Below are 21,193 nucleotides of genomic sequence, written 5' to 3'. Positions count from 1 at the left end.
GCTCAGTTCACTGTAACGTGGGCGTTGCGCACGACTTCGCGCCATTTGGCGGTTTCGCTGGCCAGGTATGCGCCGAAGTCGGCGGCCGTGCCGCCGCGCGGCTCCAGCCCCATGTCGGCAAAGCGCTTGCCAAGCGCGGCGCTGCGCAGCGCGCGATTGATTGCGTCGTTCATGGTGTCGACCACGGCGGCCGGCGTATTGCGCGGCGCCACCATGCCATACCATGGCGTCACATCGTACCCGGGGGCGCCGGCCTCCGCCAGCGTGGGCACGTCCGGCAATACCGGCACGCGCTGCGGGCTGGTGACGCCCAGCGCGCGCACCTGGCCCGATTGGATGCGCGGCAGGGCGGCGCCGACCCCGTCGACCATGACCGCCACCCGGCCGGGGATCAGGTCGCTGTAGGCTGGCGCGGTGCCCTTGTACGGCACGTGCGCCATGTTCATGCCCGTCATGTAGCGCAGCACCTCGGTCGCCAGGTGCGCCGAGCTGCCGGCGCCGGCCGAGGCATACGACAGTTCGCCGGGATGCGCCTTGGCATAGTCGATCAGTTGGCCCAGGGTCTTGAAGGGCGACTGCGCGCTGGCCAGCAGCACGTGCGGCGCCGCCGCCACCAGGGCCACCGGCGCGAAGTCGCGCAGGTTGTCGTAAGGCAGGTTCTGGTGCAGGCTGGCGTTGACCGCCAGCACGCTGAACGGCGCCATCATGTAGGTGTAGCCGTCGGGCGCGGCCTTGGCCGTGGCGTCGGCGCCGATGATGCCGCTGGCGCCGGGGCGGTTTTCCACGATGACCTGCTGGCCCAGTTCGCCGGCCAGTTGCTCGGCGACCGCGCGCGTCATCAGGTCCAGCGTCGCGCCGGCCGAGAACGGCACGATGATACGTATCGGGTGGTCGGGATAGGCGGCGCGGGCGGCGGGCAGCATCGCGCCGATGGCCAGCAGGCAGGCGCAGGCATGCAGCAGGCGCCTCCATGGGCGCATCGCGGGCAGGTTCATGTTGGCTCCTCTCGGTCGGGCGCAGGCGGAATGCCTGGCCGCGCGCCTGTGGCCGGCGCTGTTTACCGGCGGCAGTATAGGAACGCATCCGGCCCCGGCATAGGACCTGATCAAGAACTTGTCGTTTCCGGTGTGGAAACTATACCGGCGCGATGCCAGTCCAGTCGGGCCGCTTGAACCATTCCTTCAGGAAGTCCAGGAAAGTGCGCACGCGCAGCGGCAGGTTGCGCCGGCTGGGGAACACGGCATAGATGTCCAGCCCGGTGGGGCGGTACGCCGGCAGCACGATCTCGAGCCGCCCCTGCCGGATGTCGTCGGCCACCATGTAGGTGGGGTGCATCGAGATGCCGTGGCCCAGCAGCGCCGCGTGGCGCAGGGGCTCGCCGAAATTGGCGCGGATGGTGCCGCCCACCCGCACCGAGCAGGGCTTGCCCTGCGGGTCCTGGAACGTCCAGGTATTGGTGGGCGCCTTCAGCGCGTGCACCATGCAATCGTGCTCGGCCAGGTCGGCCACGCCGGGCGGGCGGCCGCGCCGCTCGAGATAGCCGCGCGTGGCCACCAGCACCTGCGGGGCTACTGCCAGCCGGTGCGCCATCTGGCTGGTGTCCTTGAGCGCCGGGGCAATGCGCACTGACATGTCCAGGCCTTCGGCCACCAGGTCGGTGCGGCCGTCATCCAGGTACAGCACTACCTGGATATCCGGGTGCGCGGCCGCGAACGCGGTGATCACCGGGACCAGGTGGAACGCGCCGAACGACGGCGGCGTGCCCACTCGCAGCATGCCCTTGGGCTCCTTGACGGACCGGCGCGCGGCGGCTTCGACGTTTTCCACCCGCTCGAGCAGGTCGCGGCCGTTCTCGAGCAGGGCCAGCCCGGATTCGGTGAGGCTGACGCTCTTGGTGGTGCGCATCAACAGCTGCGCGCCCAGGTGGTGCTCGAGCCAGTTCACGTGCTTGGTCACGTTGCCCTTGGCCATGCCCAGGCGCTGCGCGGCGCCCGAGAAACTCAACCCCTGGGCCACTTCGATGAACACTTCGATGCAGCGGAGTTTGTCCATGGCGGTCTCCATTTGTTTTCGTTTTGGAAACGATAAATTCCCGTCCCGATTCTATCCCGGCTGGCGGGGCGCCGATACACTGCCCGTCGTTCATGCGTGCCGGCCGCCAGGCCGATGCGCCACGCCGTTGCCGACCATGCCGACAGAATCCACCCGCTACGTTCACCAGGCCCTGCGCACCCGCCTCGTATTCGGGCCCGGCGTGCTGGCCGAGGCGGGACGCGAAGTCGCCGCGCTCGGCTGCCGCCGGCCGCTGCTGCTGGCAAGCCGCCGGTCGCGCGCCATGCCGGCCTACGCCGGACTGCAGGCGTCGCTGGCCGGCGCGGAGATTGCCGAAAGCGTCGATGTGCCCGCCCATTCTTCGCCGCAGACGGTCGCCGCGGTGGCGCGGGCCCTGGCCGGGCATGGCGCCGACTGCCTGGTGGCGTTCGGCGGCGGCAGCGTGGTCGACACCGCCAAGGGGGCCGCGCTGCTGGCGGCCGAAGGCGGCGGCCTGGCGACGCACGCCACCCGCTTCGAGCCGCCGGCCACGTTGCATGCGCCGCCGCTGCTGCGCGCCAAGTTGCCGATCGTGGCGGTGCCGTTGACTGCATCCGGCGCCGAAGTCACGCCGTCGTGCGGCGTGCGCGCCGCCGACGGCGAAAAGCTGTTGTTTTGGGATCCCCGGCTGGCCAGCCGGGTGGTGTTGCTGGATCCGGCGCTGAACCTGGCCGTGCCGGCCTCCATCATGCTGGAGACCGGCATGAACGCGCTGGCGCATTGCATAGAGGGACTGTATTCCACGCAGGGCTCGCCGATCGCCGCGACCTTGGCCCTGGAGGGCGCGCGCCGCTTGCGCCAGGCGCTGCCGCGCGTCGCCGACGACCCGCGCGACGCCGGCGCGCGCGGCGCGCTGCTCGAAGCGGCCCACATGGCCGGCATGGTGCTGGCCACCGCCCGCAGCTGCCTGCACCACGCGCTGTGCCATGTGCTGGGCGCCACCTGCGGCGCGGCCCACGGCGCGCTCAACGCGGTGATGCTGCCGCACGCGCTGCGCTACAACCTGCCCGCCGCGCGCGAGCCGCTGGCCGCGCTGGCGCGGGCCTGGGACGCCGGCCAGGCGCCGCAGGCCGCCATCGACCAGGTCGTGGCGCTGCAAGCCGCGCTGGGCGTGCCGCGCCGCCTGCGCGAACTGGGCGTGGCGCGCGCCGTCCTACCCGCCGTTGCCGAGCGCACCCTGCGCGAGCGCGGCCTGGCGTGCAATCCACGCCGCGTGCGCGGGGCCGCCGAACTGGAAGCTTTGCTGGATGCCGCGTGGTAGCGGTGTCCGCCTGATACGGAGAGACATATGGAAGTCGTCGAAAGCGGATACAGCCTGGGCGCCCGGGTCGAGGGGCTGGACTTGTCGCAGCCGCTGCCGCCCGCCACGTTCCGCGCGGTGGAGCAATTGCTGGGGCGCTACGGGGTGCTGAGCTTCCCGCGCCAGGACCTGACGCCGGCGCAACTGAAGGCTTACGCGCAGCAGTTCGGCACGCTGGAGGTCAACGTCGCCAACAACTACCAGGAGCCGGGCCTGCCCGAGGTGATGATCCTGTCGAACAAGCTGCAGGACGGCAAGCCGATCGGCCTGGCCGATGCCGGGCAGGACTGGCACACCGACATGTCCTACAGCAACATGATCGCGTTCGCGAACATCCTGTACGGCATCGAGATCCCGTTCCGCGATGGCGAGCCGTTGGGCTGCACGGAGTTCTGCAATATGCACGCGGCGTACGACGAGCTGCCCGGCGATCTGAAGGCGCGGCTGGACGGCATGACCGTGCTGCACGACTTCAACAAGTTCTGGGAGCGCATGCGCCGGGAAAAGGGCAGCACCCGCCCGCCGCTGACCGAGGCGCAGCGCCGCGCCAAGCCGCCCGTCTCGCATCCCGTCTTCCTGACGCACCCCATCACCGGGCGCAAGGTCTTGTATGCGAACCCGGGCTATTCCATGCGCATCAACGAGCTGCCGCCAGACGAGAGCGAACGCACCCTGGAGTTCCTGTTCCAGCATCAATTGCAGGAAAAGTTCCGCTATCGGCACCGCTGGAGCGTGGGCGACGTGCTGATGTGGGACAACATGGGCACCATCCACAACGCCGTGGCCGACTACGCGCCGCACGAGCACCGGCTGATCAAGCGCTGCCAGGTCATGGCCGACCGCTACTTCGGCGAGGCGGCGCCATGAAACTGGTCAGCTATCGCGCCGGCGGCCGGCTGGCGGTGGGCGCCGTGCGCGACGGGCGCGTGCTGGACCTGACCAGTTGGGTGGCGGCCCTGCAGCCCGACGCGGCGGCGCGCGACTGCCTGGCGCAGGCCGGCGTCGAGCCCGCCTCCCACGGCATGCTGCGCCTGTTGCAGGCCGGCCCGGCCGCCTTGCAGGCATTGCGGCGCCATGTGGCGGACCAGGCGGCCGCCGCCGGCCCCGGCCTGGCCGACGTGGAGCTGCTGGCGCCGGTGCCGCGCCCCGGCAAGATCGTGGCGGTAGGGCGCAACTATGCCGACCACGCCAAGGAAACCGGCGTCGATCCGTTCGAGCAGCCGCGCATCGTCAGCAAGCTGCCATCCTGCGTCTGCGCGCCCGGGCGGGCGGTGGTGCGGCCCGCCGGCGTGGCCAAGCTCGATTTCGAAGCGGAGCTGGCGGTGATCATCGGCCGGCCTGCCCGCGCCGTGGCCGTGGCCGACGCGTTGGCGCATGTGGCGGGGTACACCGTGCTGGACGACCTCAGCGCGCGCGAATTCCAGTTCGACGTCGCGCCGGCGCAGACCACCTTCGCCAAGAGCATGGACGGCTTCGCGCCCATGGGGCCGTGGCTCGTCACCGCCGACGAGGTGGGCGACCCGCAGGCGCTCACCGTGCGCAGCTGGCTCAACGGCGAGTTGATGCAGGACGCCAGCACGGCGGACATGCTGTTTCCGGTGGCGACGCTGATTGCCTATGTGTCGCGCTATATGACGCTGGAGCCGGGCGACGTGCTGGCCACCGGCACGCCGGCCGGCATCGGCGCGTTCCGCGATCCGCCGCGCTACCTGCGGCCAGGCGACCGCCTGCGCATGGAGGTTTCGCGCGTCGGGGTGCTGGAGCACGCCATCGCTTAGGGCCTGCCCGCCTCGAGAGGAGCCCCGCATGGACAGGCCCTGGGCAAGTACTACGACAACACAAGGAGAGAACCATGAGGAGACTGCTGTTGCGCGCCGCCTGTGCGGCCGCGTTGATGGCCGCGGCGCCGCTGGTGCGCGCCGCGGGCGATTATCCGGCCCAGCCGGTGCGCATGATCGTCGGCTTCGCCGCGGGCGGCCCCACCGATGTGATCGCGCGTCTGCTGGCCGAGGACATGGGCCGCACGCTGGGGCAATCGGTGGTGGTCGAGAACAAGACCGGCGCCAATTCATTGATCGCCACCCGCGAGGTCGCGGCCGCCCAGCCGGACGGCTATACGGTGCTGTTCGCTTCGCTGTCGCACAATGTCAACCGCCTGCTGCTCGGCGACAAGGCCGGCTACGATCCGCTGGCGGACTTCGCGCCGATCTCCAACGCCGCGTCGCTGCCCATGGTGGCGGTCACGGCCTACGATTCGCCGATCCGCTCGATGAAGCAGCTGGTGGAGCAGGCCCGCGCCAAGCCGGACAGCATCAGCTACGGCTCGGCGGGCAACGGCGGTTCGGCCCACCTGGCGGCGGCCATGATGGGCACCATGGCGGGATTGAAAATGATCCACGTGCCGTTCCGCGGCAATGGTCCCGCCTTGACCGAGGTGATGGCCGGCCGCGTGTCCTTCATGTTCTATCCCATCATCGGCGTGGCCGACAACGTGCAGGCCCGGCGCTTGCGGGTGCTGGCGCTGGGCAGCCCGCAGGCGAGCGCCGATTTTCCCGGCGTGCCCACCATGGCCGATGTCGGCTTCGCTGATTTCCAGGACACCGCGCCCTGGGTCGGGCTGCTGGCGCCGGCCGGCGTGCCGGACGAGGTGGTGCAGAAACTGAACCAGGCCATGGTGCATGCGCTTGGCCAGCCGCAGGTGCAGGCGCGCCTGAAGGACCTGGGCGCGCTGCCGATCGGCGACTCGCCGCAGCACTTCCGCGCGTTCCTGCTCGAAGACCAGAAACGCTGGGCGGCGGTGATCAAGGCCGCCGGCATTTCGGCGCAATAGGCCGGGCCATGACCGCAGCCATCCGCGCCCAGAGCATCGAGGACCTGCGCCGCGCCGCGCGCGGGCGCCTGCCGCGCGCCATCTTCGATTTTTTCGACGGCGGCGCCGAAGACGAACTGACGCTGGCCGCCAACCGCGCGGCCTACGCTCAGGTGCGGCTGGTGCCGCGCGCCCTGGTGAATGTCGCGCAGGTCAGCACCCAGACCGAAGTGGCGGGCGGCCCCGCGGCGATGCCGCTGGCGGTGGCGCCCACCGGCGCCGTCGGCTACGGGCGGCCCGGCGGCGACATCGCCATCGCGCGCGCCGCCGCGGCGGCCGGCGTGCCCTATACCCTGTCGACCTCGGCCACCGCCTCGATCGAGCAGATTGCCCGCGCCGCGCCGGGACGGCTGTGGTTCCAGGCTTACATCCTGCGCAACCGCGAACTGCTGGATGCGCTGATCGCCCGCGCGCGCGCCGCCGACTACGAGGCGCTGATGATCACGGTGGACCTGCCCGTGGGCGGCAAGCGCGAGCGCGACGCGCGCAACCACTTGTCCTTTCCGTTTCGCTACACGGCGCGCAACCTGCTGGATTTCGCCAGCCGGCCGGCCTGGGCCGTGGCGGTGCTGCGGCACGGCCTGCCCGTGATGGAGAACCTCAAGGAGCTGGAAGCGCCGGCCGCCAGCGCGACCCGGCTGGCCTCTTCAGTGGGGCGCAGCTACGATCCGTCGTTCGACTGGGACCGCTTGCGCGCCATCCGCGATGCCTGGCCGCGCAAGTTGATCGTCAAGGGCATCCTGCGCCCGGACGATGCCGAACGGCTGGCCGCGCTGGGCTGCGATGCCGTGGTGGTGTCGAACCATGGCGGCCGCCAGTTGGACGGCGCGGCGGCGACGCTCGCCGCGCTGCCGGGCGTGGCGCGCGCCGTCGGCGGGCGCCTGCCCGTGCTGGTCGACGGCGGCGTGCGGCGCGGCGCCGACCTGCTCAAGGCGCGCGCCCTCGGCGCGCAGGCGGTGCTGGTGGGGCGCGCCACGCTGTGGGGCGCGGTGGCCGGCGGCGAGCCGGGCGCGGCGCGCGCGCTGGCCATCCTGCGCGACGAGCTGCAGCGCACGATGCAACTGTGCGGCGTGTGCGAGGTGGCCGGCATCGGCCCGGACCTCTTGTTCCGCGAGCCGCCGCCGCAAACGGTCCTGTAGAATCGTCCGACCACATCCGCATGGCTTACCGCAGTGCGCGGCGACGCGCGGGGCTCGCGCCGCGCCGGGTTCCCGTACTGCCCACGGAGGAGCGCAATGGCAAAGGTCGAAGTCCTGTTTTTCGATGTCCTGGGAACCGTGGTCGACTGGCGCGGCAGCATCGCGGCCGACGCGCAGGCGTTCCTGCAGCGCCACGACGCCGCGCGCATCGATGCGCGCGCGCTCGCCGATGCCTGGATCGGCCGCTACAGCGCATCGTCCGCGGCGGTGCGCAGCGGCCAGCGGCCGTTCGTGCCGCTCGACCAGCTCAACCTGGAAAACCTGCATGCCAGCCTGGACCAATTCGGGCTGGCGCCGGCCTCGTTTCCCGCTGCCGAGCTGGAGGCCCTCAACCAGGCCTGGCATCGGCTGCGCCCGTGGCCGGATTCGGTGCCAGGCATTGCGCGGTTGAAAGAACGCTACATCGTGGCGCCGCTGTCCGACTGCAACACGCGCCTGCTGGCGGACATGGCCAAGCATGGCGGGCTGCCCTGGGATGCGGTCCTGGGCGCCGACATCACCGGCGCCTACAAACCCGCGCCGCAGGTGTACCTGCGCGCTTGCGAACTGCTGGGCGTGACGCCGGACCGGGCAATGCTGGTCGCCGCCCACGACTACGACCTGGACGCGGCGCGCGGCTGCGGCCTGCATACCGCCTATGTCCACCGCCCGCATGCCGGCGACCCGTCCAAAGCCGGCGCGGCCGCGCGCCCCGCCGGCTGGGACTACGCCGCCGACGACCTGGTCGAACTGGCCGCCAAGCTGCCCTGAGCACAGTGCCCGGCATCAGGCGCGGGCATCTGCAAGGTGTCCGACACCCCACGCCGGCACGCCGTGCAGATGGAGGCCATCTCATCGGGGTGTCAGACACCTGGAAGAGATACAAGGGGCTCCCTAAATGTGGAAGTGCCCGACACTTGGACGATCCTGCGAGCCCGCGCCTGCCGGTGGGGACTGGGCGGCCAGTTGGAGCGAGGGCAGCCCCCGCAGGGGGCCGAGGGCGCCTGGTGGCGCGCCCGAGCCGAGCGACGTGGCCGCCCAGTCCCCACCGGCAGGCGCGGGCGTCTAAAGAACCAAGCACCCGCCCATCCATCCCCCCGCACAACTCCACGACCGTCTCCAAGAGCCTCCGACCGCCGATCATCCCCCCCGGCAGCCAGTCAGCCCACCACCCCCCATTCCCGCACGAATGCATCCCGAAAGTCCCGCAGCCACGCCAGCCGCTGGTCGGCCAGCGCGCGCGCGGCCGCCGTGTGCATGGCGGCGGGCAGCGTCGCCAGCTTGACCTCGATGTGGTCCAGCGCATAAGCGCGGTCGTCCAGCGCCCGGCGCCGGCCCAGCGGATCATCCGGGTGCGCGAACGCCGAGCCCATGCGGCCGGCCGTATAGAACAGCCGCGCCAGGCCCACCGCGCCCAGCGCATCGAGGCGGTCGGCGTCCTGCACGATCATCGCCTCCAGTGTCGCCGGGGCGATCCCGGCCGAGAAACTGTGCGCCTCGATGGCATGCGCCACCGCGTCCAGCTTGTCGGCCGGAAAGCCGGCCTCGGCCAGGCGGCTGCGCGCCAGGCTGGCCGCCATGCGCGAGGCCTGCGCGCGCTCCGGGTGGTTCTTGGGCAGGTTCACCAGGTCGTGCAGGTAGCAGGCGGCCAGCACCACCAGCGCGTCGGCCTCCGGATGGCTGGCCAACAGCGTGCGGGCCGCCTGCCAGACGCGGTGCAGGTGGTTCAGATCGTGCGCGCCGTCGTCCTGGTGATCCGCCGTGGCAATGGCGGTCAGGCGGGGGAGCCAGGCGGCAAGAGTATGGGGCATGCGGATTCCAGAAATAGGGACGAATTGAATGGAAGCGGATCGCTTCCCTCAAGCATACGCTTTGCCCCCCGGGCGCCGCCGTCCTCCTTGACCCCAATCTACTAGTAGATAACAATCACGGCATGACTACCGCCACCACCCGCGACCAACTCCTGGACCATGCCCAGGCGCTCATCATGCAGCGAGGCTACAACGGCTTCAGCTACCGTGATCTGGCCGAGCGCGTGGGGGTGAAGACGGCCAGCATCCATTACTACTTCCCCTGCAAGGACGACCTGCTGATCGAGGCCATCGAGGCCTACGCGGCCCACGCGTCCGCCAAGGTCCAGGCCATCGACGCCGCGCTGCCCGCGCGCGAACGGCTGGACCGCTATGCCGCGCTGTTCCGCGACACGCCGTGCGACCGGGTCTGCCTGTGCGGCATGCTGGCCGCCGACTTCGCCTCGCTGTCCGAGCGCGCGCGCCAGTCGCTGCAGGCCTTCTTCCGCATGCACGAAACCTGGCTGGCCAAGGTCATGGCCGACGGCGCCCGCGAGGGCACGCTGAGATCCTCGGGCGACCCGCAGGCCGACGGCCGCTGGCTGTTCGCGACCTTCCAGGGCGCGCTGATGGGGTCGCGCCTGTTCCAGGACCCGGCGCGCCTGCGCGACGTGGTGGCCGCCGTACAGCGCGAGCCCGACCCTAGCCCGGCCTGATGGCGATGCGGCGGTGCGCGCATCCGCCTTGCGCATCCACCGCCACGGTGACCGGCATGTCGCGCACCTCGAATTCGTAGATCGCTTCCATGCCGAGATCGGCGAAGGCCACCACGCGGGCCGAACGCACCGCCCGTGCCACCAGGTAGGCCGCGCCGCCCACCGCGCTCAGGTACGCGGCGCCCGCCCGGCGGATCGCCTCGATGGCCTGCGGGCCGCGCTCGGCCTTGCCGATAGTCACCAGCAGCCCGGTCCGTTCCAGCAGGGCCGGCATGAACTTGTCCATGCGCGTGGCGGTGGTCGGCCCGGCCGGCCCGACCGCTTCGTCGCCCACCGCGTCGACCGGACCCACGTAGTACAGCGCGCGACCGCGCAGCTCCACCGGCAGCGGCGCGCTCTGGCGCAGTAGATCGGCCAGGCGCTTGTGCGCCGCATCGCGCGCCGTCAGCAGCCGCCCCGACAGCAACAACTGCTGGCCGGCGCGCCAGCCGGCTACCTGGCGCGGCGTCAGGGCGTCCAGGTCGACCGGCGTGCCGGTCGGGGGCAGGGCGTCCGGCACATCGTCCCACAGCGAGGCGTCGGGCGGCGTGAACAAGGCCGGTCCGTTTTCAGGCTGCTCGAACGATACGTAGCGGGTGGCCGCGCAGTTCGGCACCATCGCCACGGGCAGCAGCGCGGCATGCGAGGGCAGGGCCGCCACCTTGACGTCGAGCACGGTAGTGTCGCCGCCCAGGCCCTGCGCGCCGATGCCGGTCGCATTGATGCGCTCGTACAGTTCCAACCGCAGCCGTTCCTGCGCGTCGCGCGGGCCGCGCGCGCGCAACGGGTCGATATCGATCGGCGCGAACAGCGCGCGCTTGGCGGCCAGCATGGCCTGCTCCGGCGTGCCGCCGACGCCCACGCCCAGTACCGCGGGCGGACACCAGCCGGCCCCCATGCCCGGCAGTTGCGCCGTCACCCAGTCGGCCACCGAGTCGCTGGGCGTGAGCATGGCGTAGCGGGTCTTGGCGTCGCCGCCGCCGCCCTTGGCGACCACGGTGATGCGCAGCCCGTCGCCCTCGACCAGCTCGGTGTGCACGATGGCGGGCGTGTTGTCGCGGGTATTGACGCGCCGGCCCAATGGGTCGCGCACCATCGACGCGCGCAGCGGGTTGGCGCGGTCGGTATAGGCGCGCGCCACCGCGCGGTCGGCCAGCGCCTGCGGGGTCGGCGTCGCGCCGCGGCCGGCGCCACCGATGCGCGCGTCCATGCCGAGCTCGAAGTACACGTGGGCGACGCCGGTGTCCTGGCAGACGGGCCGCGCGGCCCGCGCCGCCAGCTTGCTGTTCACCAGCAGTTGCAGCAGCGCATCGCGCGCCGCCGGCTGGCTTTCGGCGCGATAGGCGCGCTGCAGCGCCGCGACGAAATCGGGCGGATGGTGGTGGCTGGCGAACTGCAGCGCGTCGGCGATGCTGGCGACGATATGTTCTGCCGCATAGGTGCGCATGTGTGGGGCTCCCTGGCCGCGCTGCCTATTGCAGGCTGATGCCGGCCTGCTTGATGACTTGGGCCCAGCGCTTGCCCTCGGCCTCGGTGTGGCGTTGCAGGGCTTGCGGGGCATAATCTTCGGCCGCCAGCAGCAGGATGCCCTGGTCGCCCATCTGGCGCGTGAAGCCGGTATTCTGCAGGGCCCGCTGGTATGCCGAGTACAGCGTCTGGATGACTGCCGCCGGCGTGCCCTTGGGCGCGTACAGCCCGTACCAGGTGGATACCTGGAAGCCGGGAATGGCTTGCGCGCCGATGGCCGCCACGCCGGGGAACTGCGGCATCGGCGCGGCCGAGGTCAGCCCCAGCGCCCGCACCTTGCCGCCGCGCGTCTGCGGCAGGGCCGTGTTGGTCTGGTCGAACATGGCGTCCACTTGCCCGCCCATCAGGTCGTTCAATGCCGGGCCCGCGCCCTTGTAGGCGATCGGGGTGATCTCGATGCCCGCCTGGCTGGTGAACAGCGAGGCGACCAGGTGCGAAGTCGAGCCCACGCCCGCATTGCTGAAATTGAGCTTGCCCGGGTTGGCCTTGCCATAGGCGATCAGGTCCTGGACGCTGCGATAGGGCGACTGCGCGCCGACCAGCAGCACCAGCGGCGTGTCGGGAAAGCGGAATACCGCGTCGAAATCACGCACCGGGTCATAGGCCAGGCGCGGATACAGCGTCGGGGCGGCCGCCATGTAGCCGATGTGGCCCACCAGGAAGGTATAGCCGTCGGGCGCGGCGCGCGCGGCGCGGGTGGCGCCGATGGTGCCGCCCGCGCCCGGCACGTTCTCGATCAGGATGGTCTGGTCGAGCTGCTTCGACACTTCGTTGGCGATGTTGCGCGCCATGGCGTCGGTCGGGCCGCCGGCGGCGAACGGCACGATCCACGTAATGGCGCGCTCGGGATAGCCGTCGCGGGCCACGGCCGCGCCGGGCGGGGTGAGGATCAGCGCGGCCGACACGGCCGCAAGCCACTTCTTCATGCTTGTCTCCTGGTTCTTGTGGAAAAATCCGCCGGCGTTCAGCCGGCGCTGCGCATCCGGTCCACCATGGCGGGGGCCTGCCCCAGGTAGCGGGACGGATCGCACAGGCGGTCGATGGCCGCGCCATCCAGGCGCGCGGCGACGCGGGCGTCGGCGCGCAGGATGTCGGCCAGCGGGCGCTGCCGGGCGTGCGCCTGGCGGCATGCTTCGTACACCACGTCGTGCGCGACCTGGCGGCCGATGTGCGGGGCCAGTCCCATCATCACCGCCTCGGCGACGATCAGGCCGTTGGTCAGGTCCAGGTTGCGCGCCATGCGCGCGGTGTCGACTTCCAGGCCGCCGAGCATGAAGCAGGCCTGGTGCAGCGACCCGGCCGTCAGCACGAAGGCCTCGGGGATGGCGCTCCATTCGACGTGCCACGGGCCGGTTGCGCGCTCGAAGTCGTGCAGCATGGCGTCGAGCGCCAGGCCGGCGTGCTGGCGCACCGTCCGGGATGCGCTCCACATCAGCTCGCACGAAATGGGATTGCGCTTCTGCGGCATGGTGCTGGACGCGCCACGTCCCTTGACGAAAGGCTCGAAGGCCTCGGCCAGTTCGTTGGTCATCATCAGCATGATGTCGAGCGCGATCTTGCCGAGGCTGCCCGCCACCAGGGCCAGGAACTGGACCGTTTCGGCCAGGCCGTCGCGCGCCACGTGCCAGGTGATGGGCGCCGCCGCCAGGCCGAGCTCCTGCATCAGCGCCGCTTGCACTTCCAGGCCGCGGTCGCCCAGCGAGGCCAGCGTGCCGGCCGCGCCGCCGAACTGGCCGATCAGTACGCGCGGCCGCAGTTGCGCCAGGCGCTCGCGGTGGCGGCGGATCATCAGCAGCCATACCGCGGCCTTGTACCCGAAGGTGACCGGCAGCGCGTGCTGCAGGTGAGTGCGGCCGGCCATGGGCGTGTCGCGGTAGCGCGCCGCCAGTTGGTCGAGCAGCGCATCCAGGCGCGCCAGGTCGCTGTCGATCAGCTCCAGCGCGGCGCGGATCTGCAGCACCGTGGCGGTGTCCATGATGTCCTGGGTGGTGGCGCCCCAGTGCACGTACTGGCCCGCCGGCCCGCACAGCGCGGCCAGCTGGTGGACCAGCGGCAGGATCGGATAGCCGACGATTTCGGTCTCGGCCTTCAGCGCGGCGAGGTCGACCCGGCCCGCCACGCCGGCTTCGGCGATGCGGTCGGCGGCGTCGGCGGGGATGATGCCCAGGCGCCCCTGCACGCGCGCCAGCGCGACCTCGACCTCGACATAGCGCGCCACCGTGGCGCGGTCGTCGAACACGGCGCGCATCGCGGCGGTGCCGAACATGTCCTTGAATATGGCGGATTCGAGCACGGAAATGGGCATCTAAAAGTACGCTCTAAAGTAAATGTACGTACATCTTAGGGGCGCTTTTCCGACCCGTCAACAGGCGCCGCCGGCGCTGGCCGGGCGGACGATAGAATGGCGTACCGTCCATCGACCGCCGTCCCATGCCGATTTCGCTATACACCCAGATATCCGAAGAGCTCGCGCGCCGTATCGCCAGCCAGGAATATCCCGTGGGCACCGCCATTCCACCGGAGAACGCGCTGGCCGAGGAGTTCGGCGCCAGCCGCCACACGGTGCGCGCGGCCTTGCGACAATTGCAGGACCTGGGGCTGATCGCGCGCCGGCGCGGCAGCGGCACCACGGTCGAGGCGGTGCGCCCGAAGGCCGGCTTCAGCCAGTCCTTGTCGTCGCTGGAAGACCTGGTGCAACTGGCCGCCCGCACGCCGCGCGACATTCAGAAGATGCAGGAGATCGTCGCCGACATCGACCTCGCCGGGCAGCTAGGCGTCGCGGCGGGCACGCGCTGGCTGCGCATCAGTTCCAAGCGCGGCGAGCCGGGCCGGCCGCCTATGGTATGGACCGACCTCTACGTCGACGCGCACTACCGCGGCATACGCAAGCTGGCGCAGCAACATCCCGACCGGCTGGTTTCCGAGCTGATCGAGGCGCACTACGGCAGGCGCATCGCGACGGTCGAGCAGATGATCACGGCGCGCGCCATTCCCGCCGCGATCGCGCGGGAACTGGATGTCGAGCCGGACTCCGCCGGCCTGTTCATATTGCGGCAGTACCGCGACCAGGCCGGCAACGTGGTCGAGGCGTCCACCTCATATCATCCGGCGGGCCGCTATCAGTTCTCGCTCACGCTGATTCGGGAACGCTGAGCGCCACGGGCAGCAGGTCCTGTACCCGGTCGTCATTCTGGAACAGCCGGGCGCCGACCACGCTGCCCTGCAAGGCGGCATACAGCGCGCGCGCCGCGGGACGCGGGTCGCCGGGTACACGCAGGCTGCCTTCGCGCGCGCCCTGTTCCAGCAGCGCGACCAGCCAGTCTTCGTTGGCGCGGTAAAAGTCCTGCAGCGATTGCCGCACGCAGTCCGGCAGGCTGGCGACTTCGGCCGCCAGCGCCGCGCCCAGGCAGATGCGCTCGGTGCCGCAAAACGCGCGCCGGTGCGCATCGACATAGGCGCGCAGCTTGGCGTCGGCGGTCAGGGCGGGGTCGATGTCGCGCATCGCGGCATGCCAGCGGGCCTGGTATTCCTGGACGACAGCCAGCAGCAGGTTTTCTTTCGACGGGAAGTAATAGTGAATGCTGGAGGTCTTGATGCCGATCAGCGCGGCCAGGTCGCGATAGCTGAAGCCGTTGTAGCCGCGCTCCTGGATCAGGCGCTGGGCATGCTGCATGATCTGTGTGCGGATGGTTTCAGTATTCATGGTGGGTCACCGTCTGGCGGCGGGGCGTCCAGGCTCCTGTTGAAAAAGGGCGCGGGCGGGCCGCCGTGCCGAAGCATCGGCGGCGCCGCCGCGGCGCGGCGCATGCGCCGCGCTCAACTGCGTTGGCCGGCCACGTCGTAGCTGGCCTGGTAGTCCAGTTCGCCGAACGCGTCGGCGCCGCTGGCGTGCGCGGCCCGGGCTTCGGCACGGACTTCCGCGCGAGTGGGGACGGGGCCGGCGGCGTAGGCCGCGGGCTGCTCTTCTTCGCCGAAGGTGACCTGGCCGGCCACCTTGGCGGCTTGCAACTGGGCCTGGATCTCGGCGCGGGTGACGGTGCCATACGAGTCATGCGCGGGCGGGTAGTCCAGCTCGCCGGAGGGCTCGGCGGCGTAGGCGGCGCCCATCATGGTCATCGACATCAGCACGGCGGAAACGAGGGTCTTCATGGCAATTCTCCGTAAGGAATCAATCGTTGAGCTATCTATTTGCGGGTAGGAGTGCAATCAAATGAAAAGAGGCTCAGGCGCCGGTGTTCGGATAGCCTTCGCCGCCAAACGCATAGGCGCCGTGGGCGCGCGCCTCGGCGGCTTCGGCCTGGACCTGGGCGCGGGTCAGCGTGCTGGAGGCGGCGGGGACAGCGGCTTGTTCGGTTTCGCCGAAGGTGACCTGGCCGGCGGCGCGGGCGGCTTGCAGTTCGGCCACGACCTGGGCGCGGGTCAGAGAAGAGGTCTGCTCGACGGCGGGCGGGTAGTCCAGTTCGCCCGAGGGCTCGGCGGCGTAGGCGGCGCCCATCATGGTCATCGAAATCAACGCGGCGGAAACAAGGGTCTTCATGGTGATGCTCCGTTAAGGTAGGAATCGCGGAATAAAGCTATCTATTTGTAGATAGGTGAGCAGGGAAAATAAAAGAGGCTCAGGCGCCGGTGTCCGGATAGCCTTCGCCGCCAAACGCATAGGCGCCGTGGGCGCGCGCCTCGGCGGCTTCGGCCTGGACCTGGGCGCGGGTCAGCGTGCTGGAGGCGGCGGGGGCGGCGGCCTGTTCGGTTTCGCCGAAGGTGACCTGGCCGGCGGCGCGCGCGGCTTGCAGCTCGGCCACGACCTGGGCGCGGGTCAGTGACGAGGTCTGCGCCACGGCGGGCGGATAGTCCAGCTCGCCCGAGGGTTCCTGGGCATAGGCGGCGGTACCGGCCAGGCCGGCGGAGATCAGCAGGATCGAAGCAGCGGTTTTCATGATGGTTCCAGTTCCAGAGTGTCTGCAGCAGTTGTATTAATTTACCTATATGTAGATAGATAAACGGGGAAATAAAAATGCGCCGGAAGCGCTGGCTGGAGGGCGGCACCGCTTGCATTCCAACCATGAGACGCATGTTATCTACTAGTAGATAGGCAAGTCAAGCGCTTTTTGGATTTTTTTTCAGGCGGGTGTGGCGCGGGCGCCTCGGCTGGTCCTCAGGCGGCCGCCGCCTGGGCCTGCGCGCCCATGTAGATTTGCGCGTAGCCTTCGCGGATCGCCGAGGTGATCTGGTCGAGCCGGCGGCCGATGTGCTTTTCGAGCAGGGCGACGCAACCTGCCTCGTCGCGCGCCAGCAGCGCTTCGAGGATCTGGCGGTGCTCGAGCTGCGAGTTGCGGCGGTCGCCGCGCCGCATGTCGATCCAGCGCACGAAGCGGATGCGCGCGTTGACGTTGTGCAGCACGCGCAGCATCTCGGTATTGCCCGACATGGCCAGCAGGCGCTCGTGGAATGTTTCGTCCAGGTCGACCAGCTCGGCCACGTCGCGGTCGCCCGGTTCGGGACCGGTGGCGTCCAGAAAGGCCAGCAGTTCGCGGATATCTGCGTCCTGCGCACGTTCGATCGACAGCCGCGCGCCGGCCACTTCCACGACCTTGCGCAGTTCGTACAGGTGGAAGATCTCGTGCACGTCGAGGTCGCGGCAGAAGAAGCCCTTGCCGGGCTGGAAGCGCAGCAGGCCTTCGATGCCGAGGCGGTTCAGCGCCTCGCGCAGCGGCGTGCGGCTGACTTCCAGCCGCTTGGCCAGCGCGACTTCATTGAGTTTCTCGCCGGGCTTGAATTCGTAGCCGATGGCCATGGATCGCAGCTGGCTGTAGACACGGTCGACGGTACTGTCGGGGACGGCGCTCACGGGATCTCCGGTGAAAGGACGGCCGCCGGCGGATGCGGCGGCGGACGGCCGGGCGATGCCGTTCCGGGGTAGCGGAGGGCAGGCCCTAGCCGAATGCCCGCGGCCGCAGTCCGGCGTGGAACCAGGTGATCATCGAATAGATGTCGTAGACGGGGAGCCCGGTGGCGGCCTGCAGGGCGGCGGCATAAGGTGGCATATTAGTACATTCGAGCACGATGGCGCCCACCTCGGGATGGCGCCGCACGAGGTCGCGGCCGGCATCGAGGATGTCCTGTTCGGCCAGGCCGATGTCCATGTCGTGTTTCTCGGCCTTGATGAGCACGCGGAAGAATTCCCGGCCGTTCTCGGTGCCGGCCAGCGGGATATCCGCCGGCACGTTGACCGCCGCCAGGTGCGCCGGCGACAGGGTCGCGCCGCTGACCGTGACCAGGCCGACGCGCTTGCCGGGCGGCAGCGTGGCCTGCACCCACGGCACCTGCATCAGCGACGAGGTGGCCACCGGCACGCCCAGCGCCTGCGCCAGCTCCTGCTGGAACAGGGCCAGGAAGCCGCAGTTGGTGGTGACGGCTTCCGCGCCCAGGTCGACCAGTTCGCGGCCGGCCTCGATGAAGGCGTCGAGCGTGCCTTCGGCGCCATGCAGCACCACTTTTTCCGGGCTGGCGCCGCGCACCACGCGGTACAGCACCGGGAACGGCCAGGTCTGGCCGTTGCCCATGTCGCCGGGAATGCGCGGGAAGCGCGCGTCCAGCATGAGGATGCCGAGCGGCGCGCCGTACAGGGACTTGCCGCCGCGCGCGATGCGGCCGGAAGAGGAAGCGGATGACATGGACGGGATCCTTGCGCAATGAGAGTTGAGGTTCACGCGAAGCGGCGCGGGTCGAACGGCGCCAGCGCGATGGCGGGCGGGCGGCCCTGCAGCAACTGCACGGCCAGCTCGGCCGTGCGGGCCGAGCCCACCAGTCCGGTATGGCCGTGCCCGTAGGCGTGCACGATGTCGGCGCTGGCCGAGGCCGCGCCGATGCAGGGCAGGCCGTCGGGCATGCTGGGGCGCGCGCCTTGCCAGTATTCGACCCGCTCTTCGGGCAGCGGGTCGGGCAGCGACGGATAGATCGACAGCAGCAGGTCGCGCACGATGTGCGCGCGGCGCCAGTCCGGCGCGGCGTCGATGTCGGCGATTTCGACCTGGCCGGCTACGCGCAGCCCGGGCTCCATTGCGTTGACCACCACTTTGCAGTCGGCAAACATTGTCGAGGTGCGCGGCCCGGCCTCGGGCTGCCGGACCACCGCGTGGTAGCCCCGCTCGGCGCCCAGCGGCACGCGGTCGCCGGCCTGGCGGGCCAGCTCGCGCGAGTGTCCGCCGGCGGCGATCACGGCCTTGTCGCAGGCAATGTCGCCATCGGCGGTGCGCACCGCGCGCAGCCGGCCGTTGTCGATGGCGAAGCCGGTGGCGCGCGTGCGCCGCAGGTCGGCGCCCAGCGATCGGGCCAGGCGCGCCAGCGCCGCCACGTAGGCGCCCGGGTCGCGGCAATGGCCCGTCTCGGGCACCAGCACGCCGAAGGTGTAGCGCGGATGCAGGTCCGGTTCGCGCGCGCGCAGCGCGGCGGCGTCCAGTTCTTGCCACTGGATGCCTTCGCGGCGGCGGATCTCCCAGGCGCGCGCGTCGGCGCGGAACTGCTGTTCCGACAAATACGCATGCAGCAGGCCGCGCTGTTCGATCAGGTGCGGCACGCCGGCCTGGGCGGCCAGCGCCTGGTGCAGCGCCGGCGCGTCGGCCAGCAGCGTGCGCAGGGCATGGGCGGTGCGCTCGACGCGCGGCCAGGTCCAGGCCGCGGCCAGGTAGCGCGCCAGCCAGGGCAGGGCGCGCGGCAAGTAGCCGGCGCGCACGGCCAGCGGCCCGAGCGGGTCGCGCACCCATTTGGGCACCTGTTTCCACACCCCCGGCGCGGCCGGCGGCAGGATCGAGTGCGACGACAGCCAGCCGGCATTGCCGTAGCTGGCGGCCTGGCGCCCGCCCGGTTCGCCGGATTCCACCAGGGTGACGCGCAGCCCGGCGTTGAGGGCCTGGACGGCGGTCGCGGCTCCCACCGCGCCGGCGCCGATCACGACGACGTGCGAGGCGGCGCTCATGAGGCGGACGGGGCGAAGTCGCGCGCGTGCGACTGGGCGCGCGGATCCAGCATGCAGTGCAGGATGGCGGGCTTGCCGCATGCCAGGGCGCGCTCGAACGCGGGCGCGAAATCTTCAGTGCGCTCGACGCGCTCGCCATGTCCGCCGAAGGCCACCGCCATGGCGGCGAAATCCGGGTTGCGCAATTGCGTGCCCACCACCCGGCCGGGGTAGTCGCGTTCCTGGTGCATGCGGATGGTGCCGTATTGGCTGTTGTCCAGCACGATGACGATGATGGCGGCATCGTACTGCACCGCGGTGGCGAACTCCTGGCCGTTCATCAGGAAGCAGCCGTCGCCCGCGAAGGCCAGCACGGTGCGCTGCGGGAACTGCAGCTTGGCCAGCACCGCGGCTGGCACGCCATAGCCCATCGAGCCGCTGGTGGGCGCCAACTGGGTGCCGAAGGCGTGGAAGCGGTGATGGCGGTGCAGCCAGCCCGCATAGTTGCCCGCGCCGTTGCAGACCATGGTGTCGCGCGGCAGGCGCTCGCGCAGCCAGGCCAGCGCCTGGCCATATTGGAAGTCGCCCGGCAGGGTGCGCGGCGTTTCGGTCCAGTCCAGGTAGTCGGCGTGCGCCTGCTCGGCGCTGCCTTGCCAGGCCGGCGCGGCCGGCACGGCCAGTTCCGCCAGCGCGGCGCTGAAGGCGCGCGGCCCGGCCTGGATGGCCAGCGCCGGCTGGTAGACGCGGCCCAGTTCCTCGGCGCCGGGGTGCACGTGCACCAGTTGCTGGCGCGGCACGGGCACGTCCAGCAGGGTGTACGAGGAAGACGGCATTTCCGACAGCCGCCCGCCCACCAGCAGGATCAGGTCGGCCTCGGCCACGCGCGCCTTCAGGCGGACGTCCGGACCGATGCCCAGGTCGCCGGCATAGCAGGGGTGGTCGGCCGGGAACAGCGAGGCGCGCCGGAACGAGGTGGCCACCGGCAAGCCCGCGCGCTGCGCGAAATCGGCGAACTGGCGGCAGGCGGTTTCGTCCCAGCCAGAGCCGCCGAGCATGGCGATGGGGCGGCGGGCCTGCGCCAGCATGGTTTCCAGCGCGCGCAGGTCGTGCGGCGCGGGCCAGGCCTGGGCCGGCTCGACGCGCGGCGCGTCGGCCACGGCGCAAGTGTCCACCAGCATGTCTTCGGGCAGCGCGATCACCACCGGACCGGGGCGGCCCTGCATGGCCACGCGGTAGGCGCGCGCCACCAGTTCCGGAATGCGCTCGGCGCGGTCGATTTCCACCACCCACTTGGCCATGGCGCCGAACATGGCGCGGTAGTCCACTTCCTGGAAGGCCTCGCGCTCGCGCATGGAGCGGTCGACCTGGCCGATGAACAACAGCATGGGCGTGGAGTCCTGCATGGCGATGTGCACGCCGTGGCTGGCATTGGTGGCGCCCGGGCCGCGCGTGACGAAGCACACGCCGGGTCGCCCGGTGAGCTTGCCGTAGGCCTCGGCCATCATCGCGGCCCCGCCTTCATTGCGGCAGATGACGACATCGACGCCGCTGTCATACAGCGCGTCGAGGGCCGCCAGGTAGCTTTCGCCGGGCACGCAGGTGACCCGCTCGACGCCCTGGCGGCGCAATTGATCGATCAGGATTTGTCCGCCGGTGCGGACGGGAAGGCCGGTGGTCATGTGCGGTCTCTCGCCGTATGGGAAGGAGGGCGCGCAGACGATGGCGCCCGACA

Annotated in this window: 22 protein-coding genes; 8 read left to right on the top strand and 14 right to left on the bottom strand. The window is 70.7% G+C overall.

What is annotated here, in order from left to right:
• Positions 1 to 2: 2 nt before the first annotated feature.
• On the bottom strand, positions 3 to 995 hold the full coding sequence (locus ACKTT0_RS02415) for a Bug family tripartite tricarboxylate transporter substrate binding protein (RefSeq protein ID WP_407847796.1): 993 nt from the start codon (positions 993 to 995) through the stop codon (positions 3 to 5).
• A 139-nt stretch (positions 996 to 1,134) separates the two neighbouring features.
• On the bottom strand, positions 1,135 to 2,052 hold the full coding sequence (locus tag ACKTT0_RS02410; protein ID WP_407847794.1) for a LysR family transcriptional regulator: 918 nt from the start codon (positions 2,050 to 2,052) through the stop codon (positions 1,135 to 1,137).
• A gap of 136 nt (positions 2,053 to 2,188) precedes the next feature.
• Between ACKTT0_RS02410 and ACKTT0_RS02405 the strand changes: the two genes are divergently transcribed.
• From ACKTT0_RS02405 to ACKTT0_RS02380, 6 genes are all read left to right on the top strand, one after another.
• On the top strand, positions 2,189 to 3,352 hold the full coding sequence (locus ACKTT0_RS02405; protein ID WP_407847793.1) for an iron-containing alcohol dehydrogenase family protein: 1,164 nt from the start codon (positions 2,189 to 2,191) through the stop codon (positions 3,350 to 3,352).
• 27 nt (positions 3,353 to 3,379) lie between these two features.
• Positions 3,380 to 4,258 (top strand): TauD/TfdA dioxygenase family protein, encoded by an 879-nt coding sequence (locus ACKTT0_RS02400; protein WP_407847791.1) that lies wholly within the window; start codon positions 3,380 to 3,382, stop codon positions 4,256 to 4,258.
• The gene (locus ACKTT0_RS02395) at positions 4,255 to 5,169 is read left to right on the top strand and encodes a fumarylacetoacetate hydrolase family protein (RefSeq protein ID WP_407847790.1); all 915 of its coding nucleotides are present in this window, start codon (positions 4,255 to 4,257) and stop codon (positions 5,167 to 5,169) included. Before ACKTT0_RS02400 ends, ACKTT0_RS02395 begins: the two co-directional genes overlap by 4 nt.
• Before the next feature lie 74 nt (positions 5,170 to 5,243).
• The gene (locus ACKTT0_RS02390) at positions 5,244 to 6,221 is read left to right on the top strand and encodes a Bug family tripartite tricarboxylate transporter substrate binding protein (protein WP_407847789.1); all 978 of its coding nucleotides are present in this window, start codon (positions 5,244 to 5,246) and stop codon (positions 6,219 to 6,221) included.
• An 8-nt stretch (positions 6,222 to 6,229) separates the two neighbouring features.
• Positions 6,230 to 7,399, top strand: a complete 1,170-nt coding sequence (locus ACKTT0_RS02385) for an alpha-hydroxy acid oxidase (protein WP_407847788.1) — start codon at positions 6,230 to 6,232, stop codon at positions 7,397 to 7,399.
• A 96-nt stretch (positions 7,400 to 7,495) separates the two neighbouring features.
• A complete protein-coding gene (locus ACKTT0_RS02380) occupies positions 7,496 to 8,209 on the top strand; it encodes a haloacid dehalogenase type II (RefSeq protein ID WP_407847787.1) in 714 nt (237 codons plus the stop codon).
• Between the two features lie 389 nt (positions 8,210 to 8,598).
• Here the strand turns inward: ACKTT0_RS02380 and ACKTT0_RS02375 are convergent, their stop codons facing one another.
• Entirely contained in the window at positions 8,599 to 9,249 is a 651-nt protein-coding gene (locus tag ACKTT0_RS02375; protein ID WP_407847785.1) for an HD domain-containing protein, read from the bottom strand.
• 122 nt (positions 9,250 to 9,371) lie between these two features.
• Here ACKTT0_RS02375 and ACKTT0_RS02370 point away from each other — a divergent pair, with 122 nt between their 5' ends.
• Positions 9,372 to 9,944 carry a TetR/AcrR family transcriptional regulator gene (locus ACKTT0_RS02370; protein WP_028352991.1) on the top strand — a complete coding sequence of 191 codons (573 nt, stop codon included), beginning with the start codon at positions 9,372 to 9,374 and terminating at the stop codon, positions 9,942 to 9,944.
• Here ACKTT0_RS02370 and ACKTT0_RS02365 read toward each other — a convergent pair.
• Genes ACKTT0_RS02365 through ACKTT0_RS02355 form a run of 3 tightly spaced genes read right to left on the bottom strand, consistent with a single transcriptional unit; the run spans position 9,931 to position 13,815 of the window.
• On the bottom strand, positions 9,931 to 11,430 hold the full coding sequence (locus ACKTT0_RS02365) for a fumarate hydratase (RefSeq protein WP_407847783.1): 1,500 nt from the start codon (positions 11,428 to 11,430) through the stop codon (positions 9,931 to 9,933). The two genes, ACKTT0_RS02370 and ACKTT0_RS02365, sit on opposite strands and share 14 nt — an antisense overlap.
• Before the next feature lie 25 nt (positions 11,431 to 11,455).
• On the bottom strand, positions 11,456 to 12,436 hold the full coding sequence (locus tag ACKTT0_RS02360; RefSeq protein WP_407847782.1) for a Bug family tripartite tricarboxylate transporter substrate binding protein: 981 nt from the start codon (positions 12,434 to 12,436) through the stop codon (positions 11,456 to 11,458).
• Positions 12,437 to 12,474: 38 nt separating this feature from the next.
• The gene (locus ACKTT0_RS02355) at positions 12,475 to 13,815 is read right to left on the bottom strand and encodes a class-II fumarase/aspartase family protein (RefSeq protein WP_407847780.1); all 1,341 of its coding nucleotides are present in this window, start codon (positions 13,813 to 13,815) and stop codon (positions 12,475 to 12,477) included.
• A gap of 125 nt (positions 13,816 to 13,940) precedes the next feature.
• On the opposite strand from ACKTT0_RS02355, the gene ACKTT0_RS02350 reads away from it, so the two are divergent.
• Entirely contained in the window at positions 13,941 to 14,663 is a 723-nt protein-coding gene (locus tag ACKTT0_RS02350) for a GntR family transcriptional regulator (protein ID WP_407847778.1), read from the top strand.
• Here the strand turns inward: ACKTT0_RS02350 and ACKTT0_RS02345 are convergent.
• The 8 genes from ACKTT0_RS02345 to ACKTT0_RS02310 all read right to left on the bottom strand — a co-directional run bounded on the left by ACKTT0_RS02345 (position 14,641) and on the right by ACKTT0_RS02310 (position 21,140).
• Positions 14,641 to 15,213 (bottom strand): TetR/AcrR family transcriptional regulator, encoded by a 573-nt coding sequence (locus ACKTT0_RS02345; RefSeq protein WP_407847777.1) that lies wholly within the window; start codon positions 15,211 to 15,213, stop codon positions 14,641 to 14,643. The genes ACKTT0_RS02350 and ACKTT0_RS02345 overlap by 23 nt on opposite strands.
• A gap of 113 nt (positions 15,214 to 15,326) precedes the next feature.
• Entirely contained in the window at positions 15,327 to 15,659 is a 333-nt protein-coding gene (locus ACKTT0_RS02340; RefSeq protein WP_407847776.1) for a DUF4148 domain-containing protein, read from the bottom strand.
• Positions 15,660 to 15,732: 73 nt separating this feature from the next.
• A complete protein-coding gene (locus ACKTT0_RS02335; protein WP_407847775.1) occupies positions 15,733 to 16,047 on the bottom strand; it encodes a DUF4148 domain-containing protein in 315 nt (104 codons plus the stop codon).
• A 79-nt stretch (positions 16,048 to 16,126) separates the two neighbouring features.
• Entirely contained in the window at positions 16,127 to 16,444 is a 318-nt protein-coding gene (locus ACKTT0_RS02330; protein WP_407847774.1) for a DUF4148 domain-containing protein, read from the bottom strand.
• Between the two features lie 218 nt (positions 16,445 to 16,662).
• Positions 16,663 to 17,355: a GntR family transcriptional regulator gene (locus ACKTT0_RS02325; RefSeq protein ID WP_407847773.1), complete on the bottom strand. Its 693-nt coding sequence runs from the start codon at positions 17,353 to 17,355 to the stop codon at positions 16,663 to 16,665.
• 85 nt (positions 17,356 to 17,440) lie between these two features.
• Complete coding sequence (locus ACKTT0_RS02320) at positions 17,441 to 18,181, bottom strand: aspartate/glutamate racemase family protein (RefSeq protein ID WP_407847771.1); 741 nt, start codon at positions 18,179 to 18,181, stop codon at positions 17,441 to 17,443.
• 32 nt (positions 18,182 to 18,213) lie between these two features.
• A complete protein-coding gene (locus ACKTT0_RS02315) occupies positions 18,214 to 19,482 on the bottom strand; it encodes an NAD(P)/FAD-dependent oxidoreductase (protein WP_407847769.1) in 1,269 nt (422 codons plus the stop codon).
• Positions 19,479 to 21,140 (bottom strand): thiamine pyrophosphate-binding protein, encoded by a 1,662-nt coding sequence (locus ACKTT0_RS02310; protein ID WP_407847767.1) that lies wholly within the window; start codon positions 21,138 to 21,140, stop codon positions 19,479 to 19,481. Before ACKTT0_RS02310 ends, ACKTT0_RS02315 begins: the two co-directional genes overlap by 4 nt.
• Positions 21,141 to 21,193: the final 53 nt, after the last annotated feature.

Origin of the sequence: Bordetella saccharivorans (assembly GCF_045862855.1) — a bacterium.
Taxonomy (GTDB): Bacteria; Pseudomonadota; Gammaproteobacteria; order Burkholderiales; family Burkholderiaceae_B; genus Bordetella_A; species Bordetella_A petrii_F.
The sequence above is the reverse complement of the archived record's forward strand: the minus strand, read 5'-3'. Positions and strand labels throughout refer to the sequence as shown.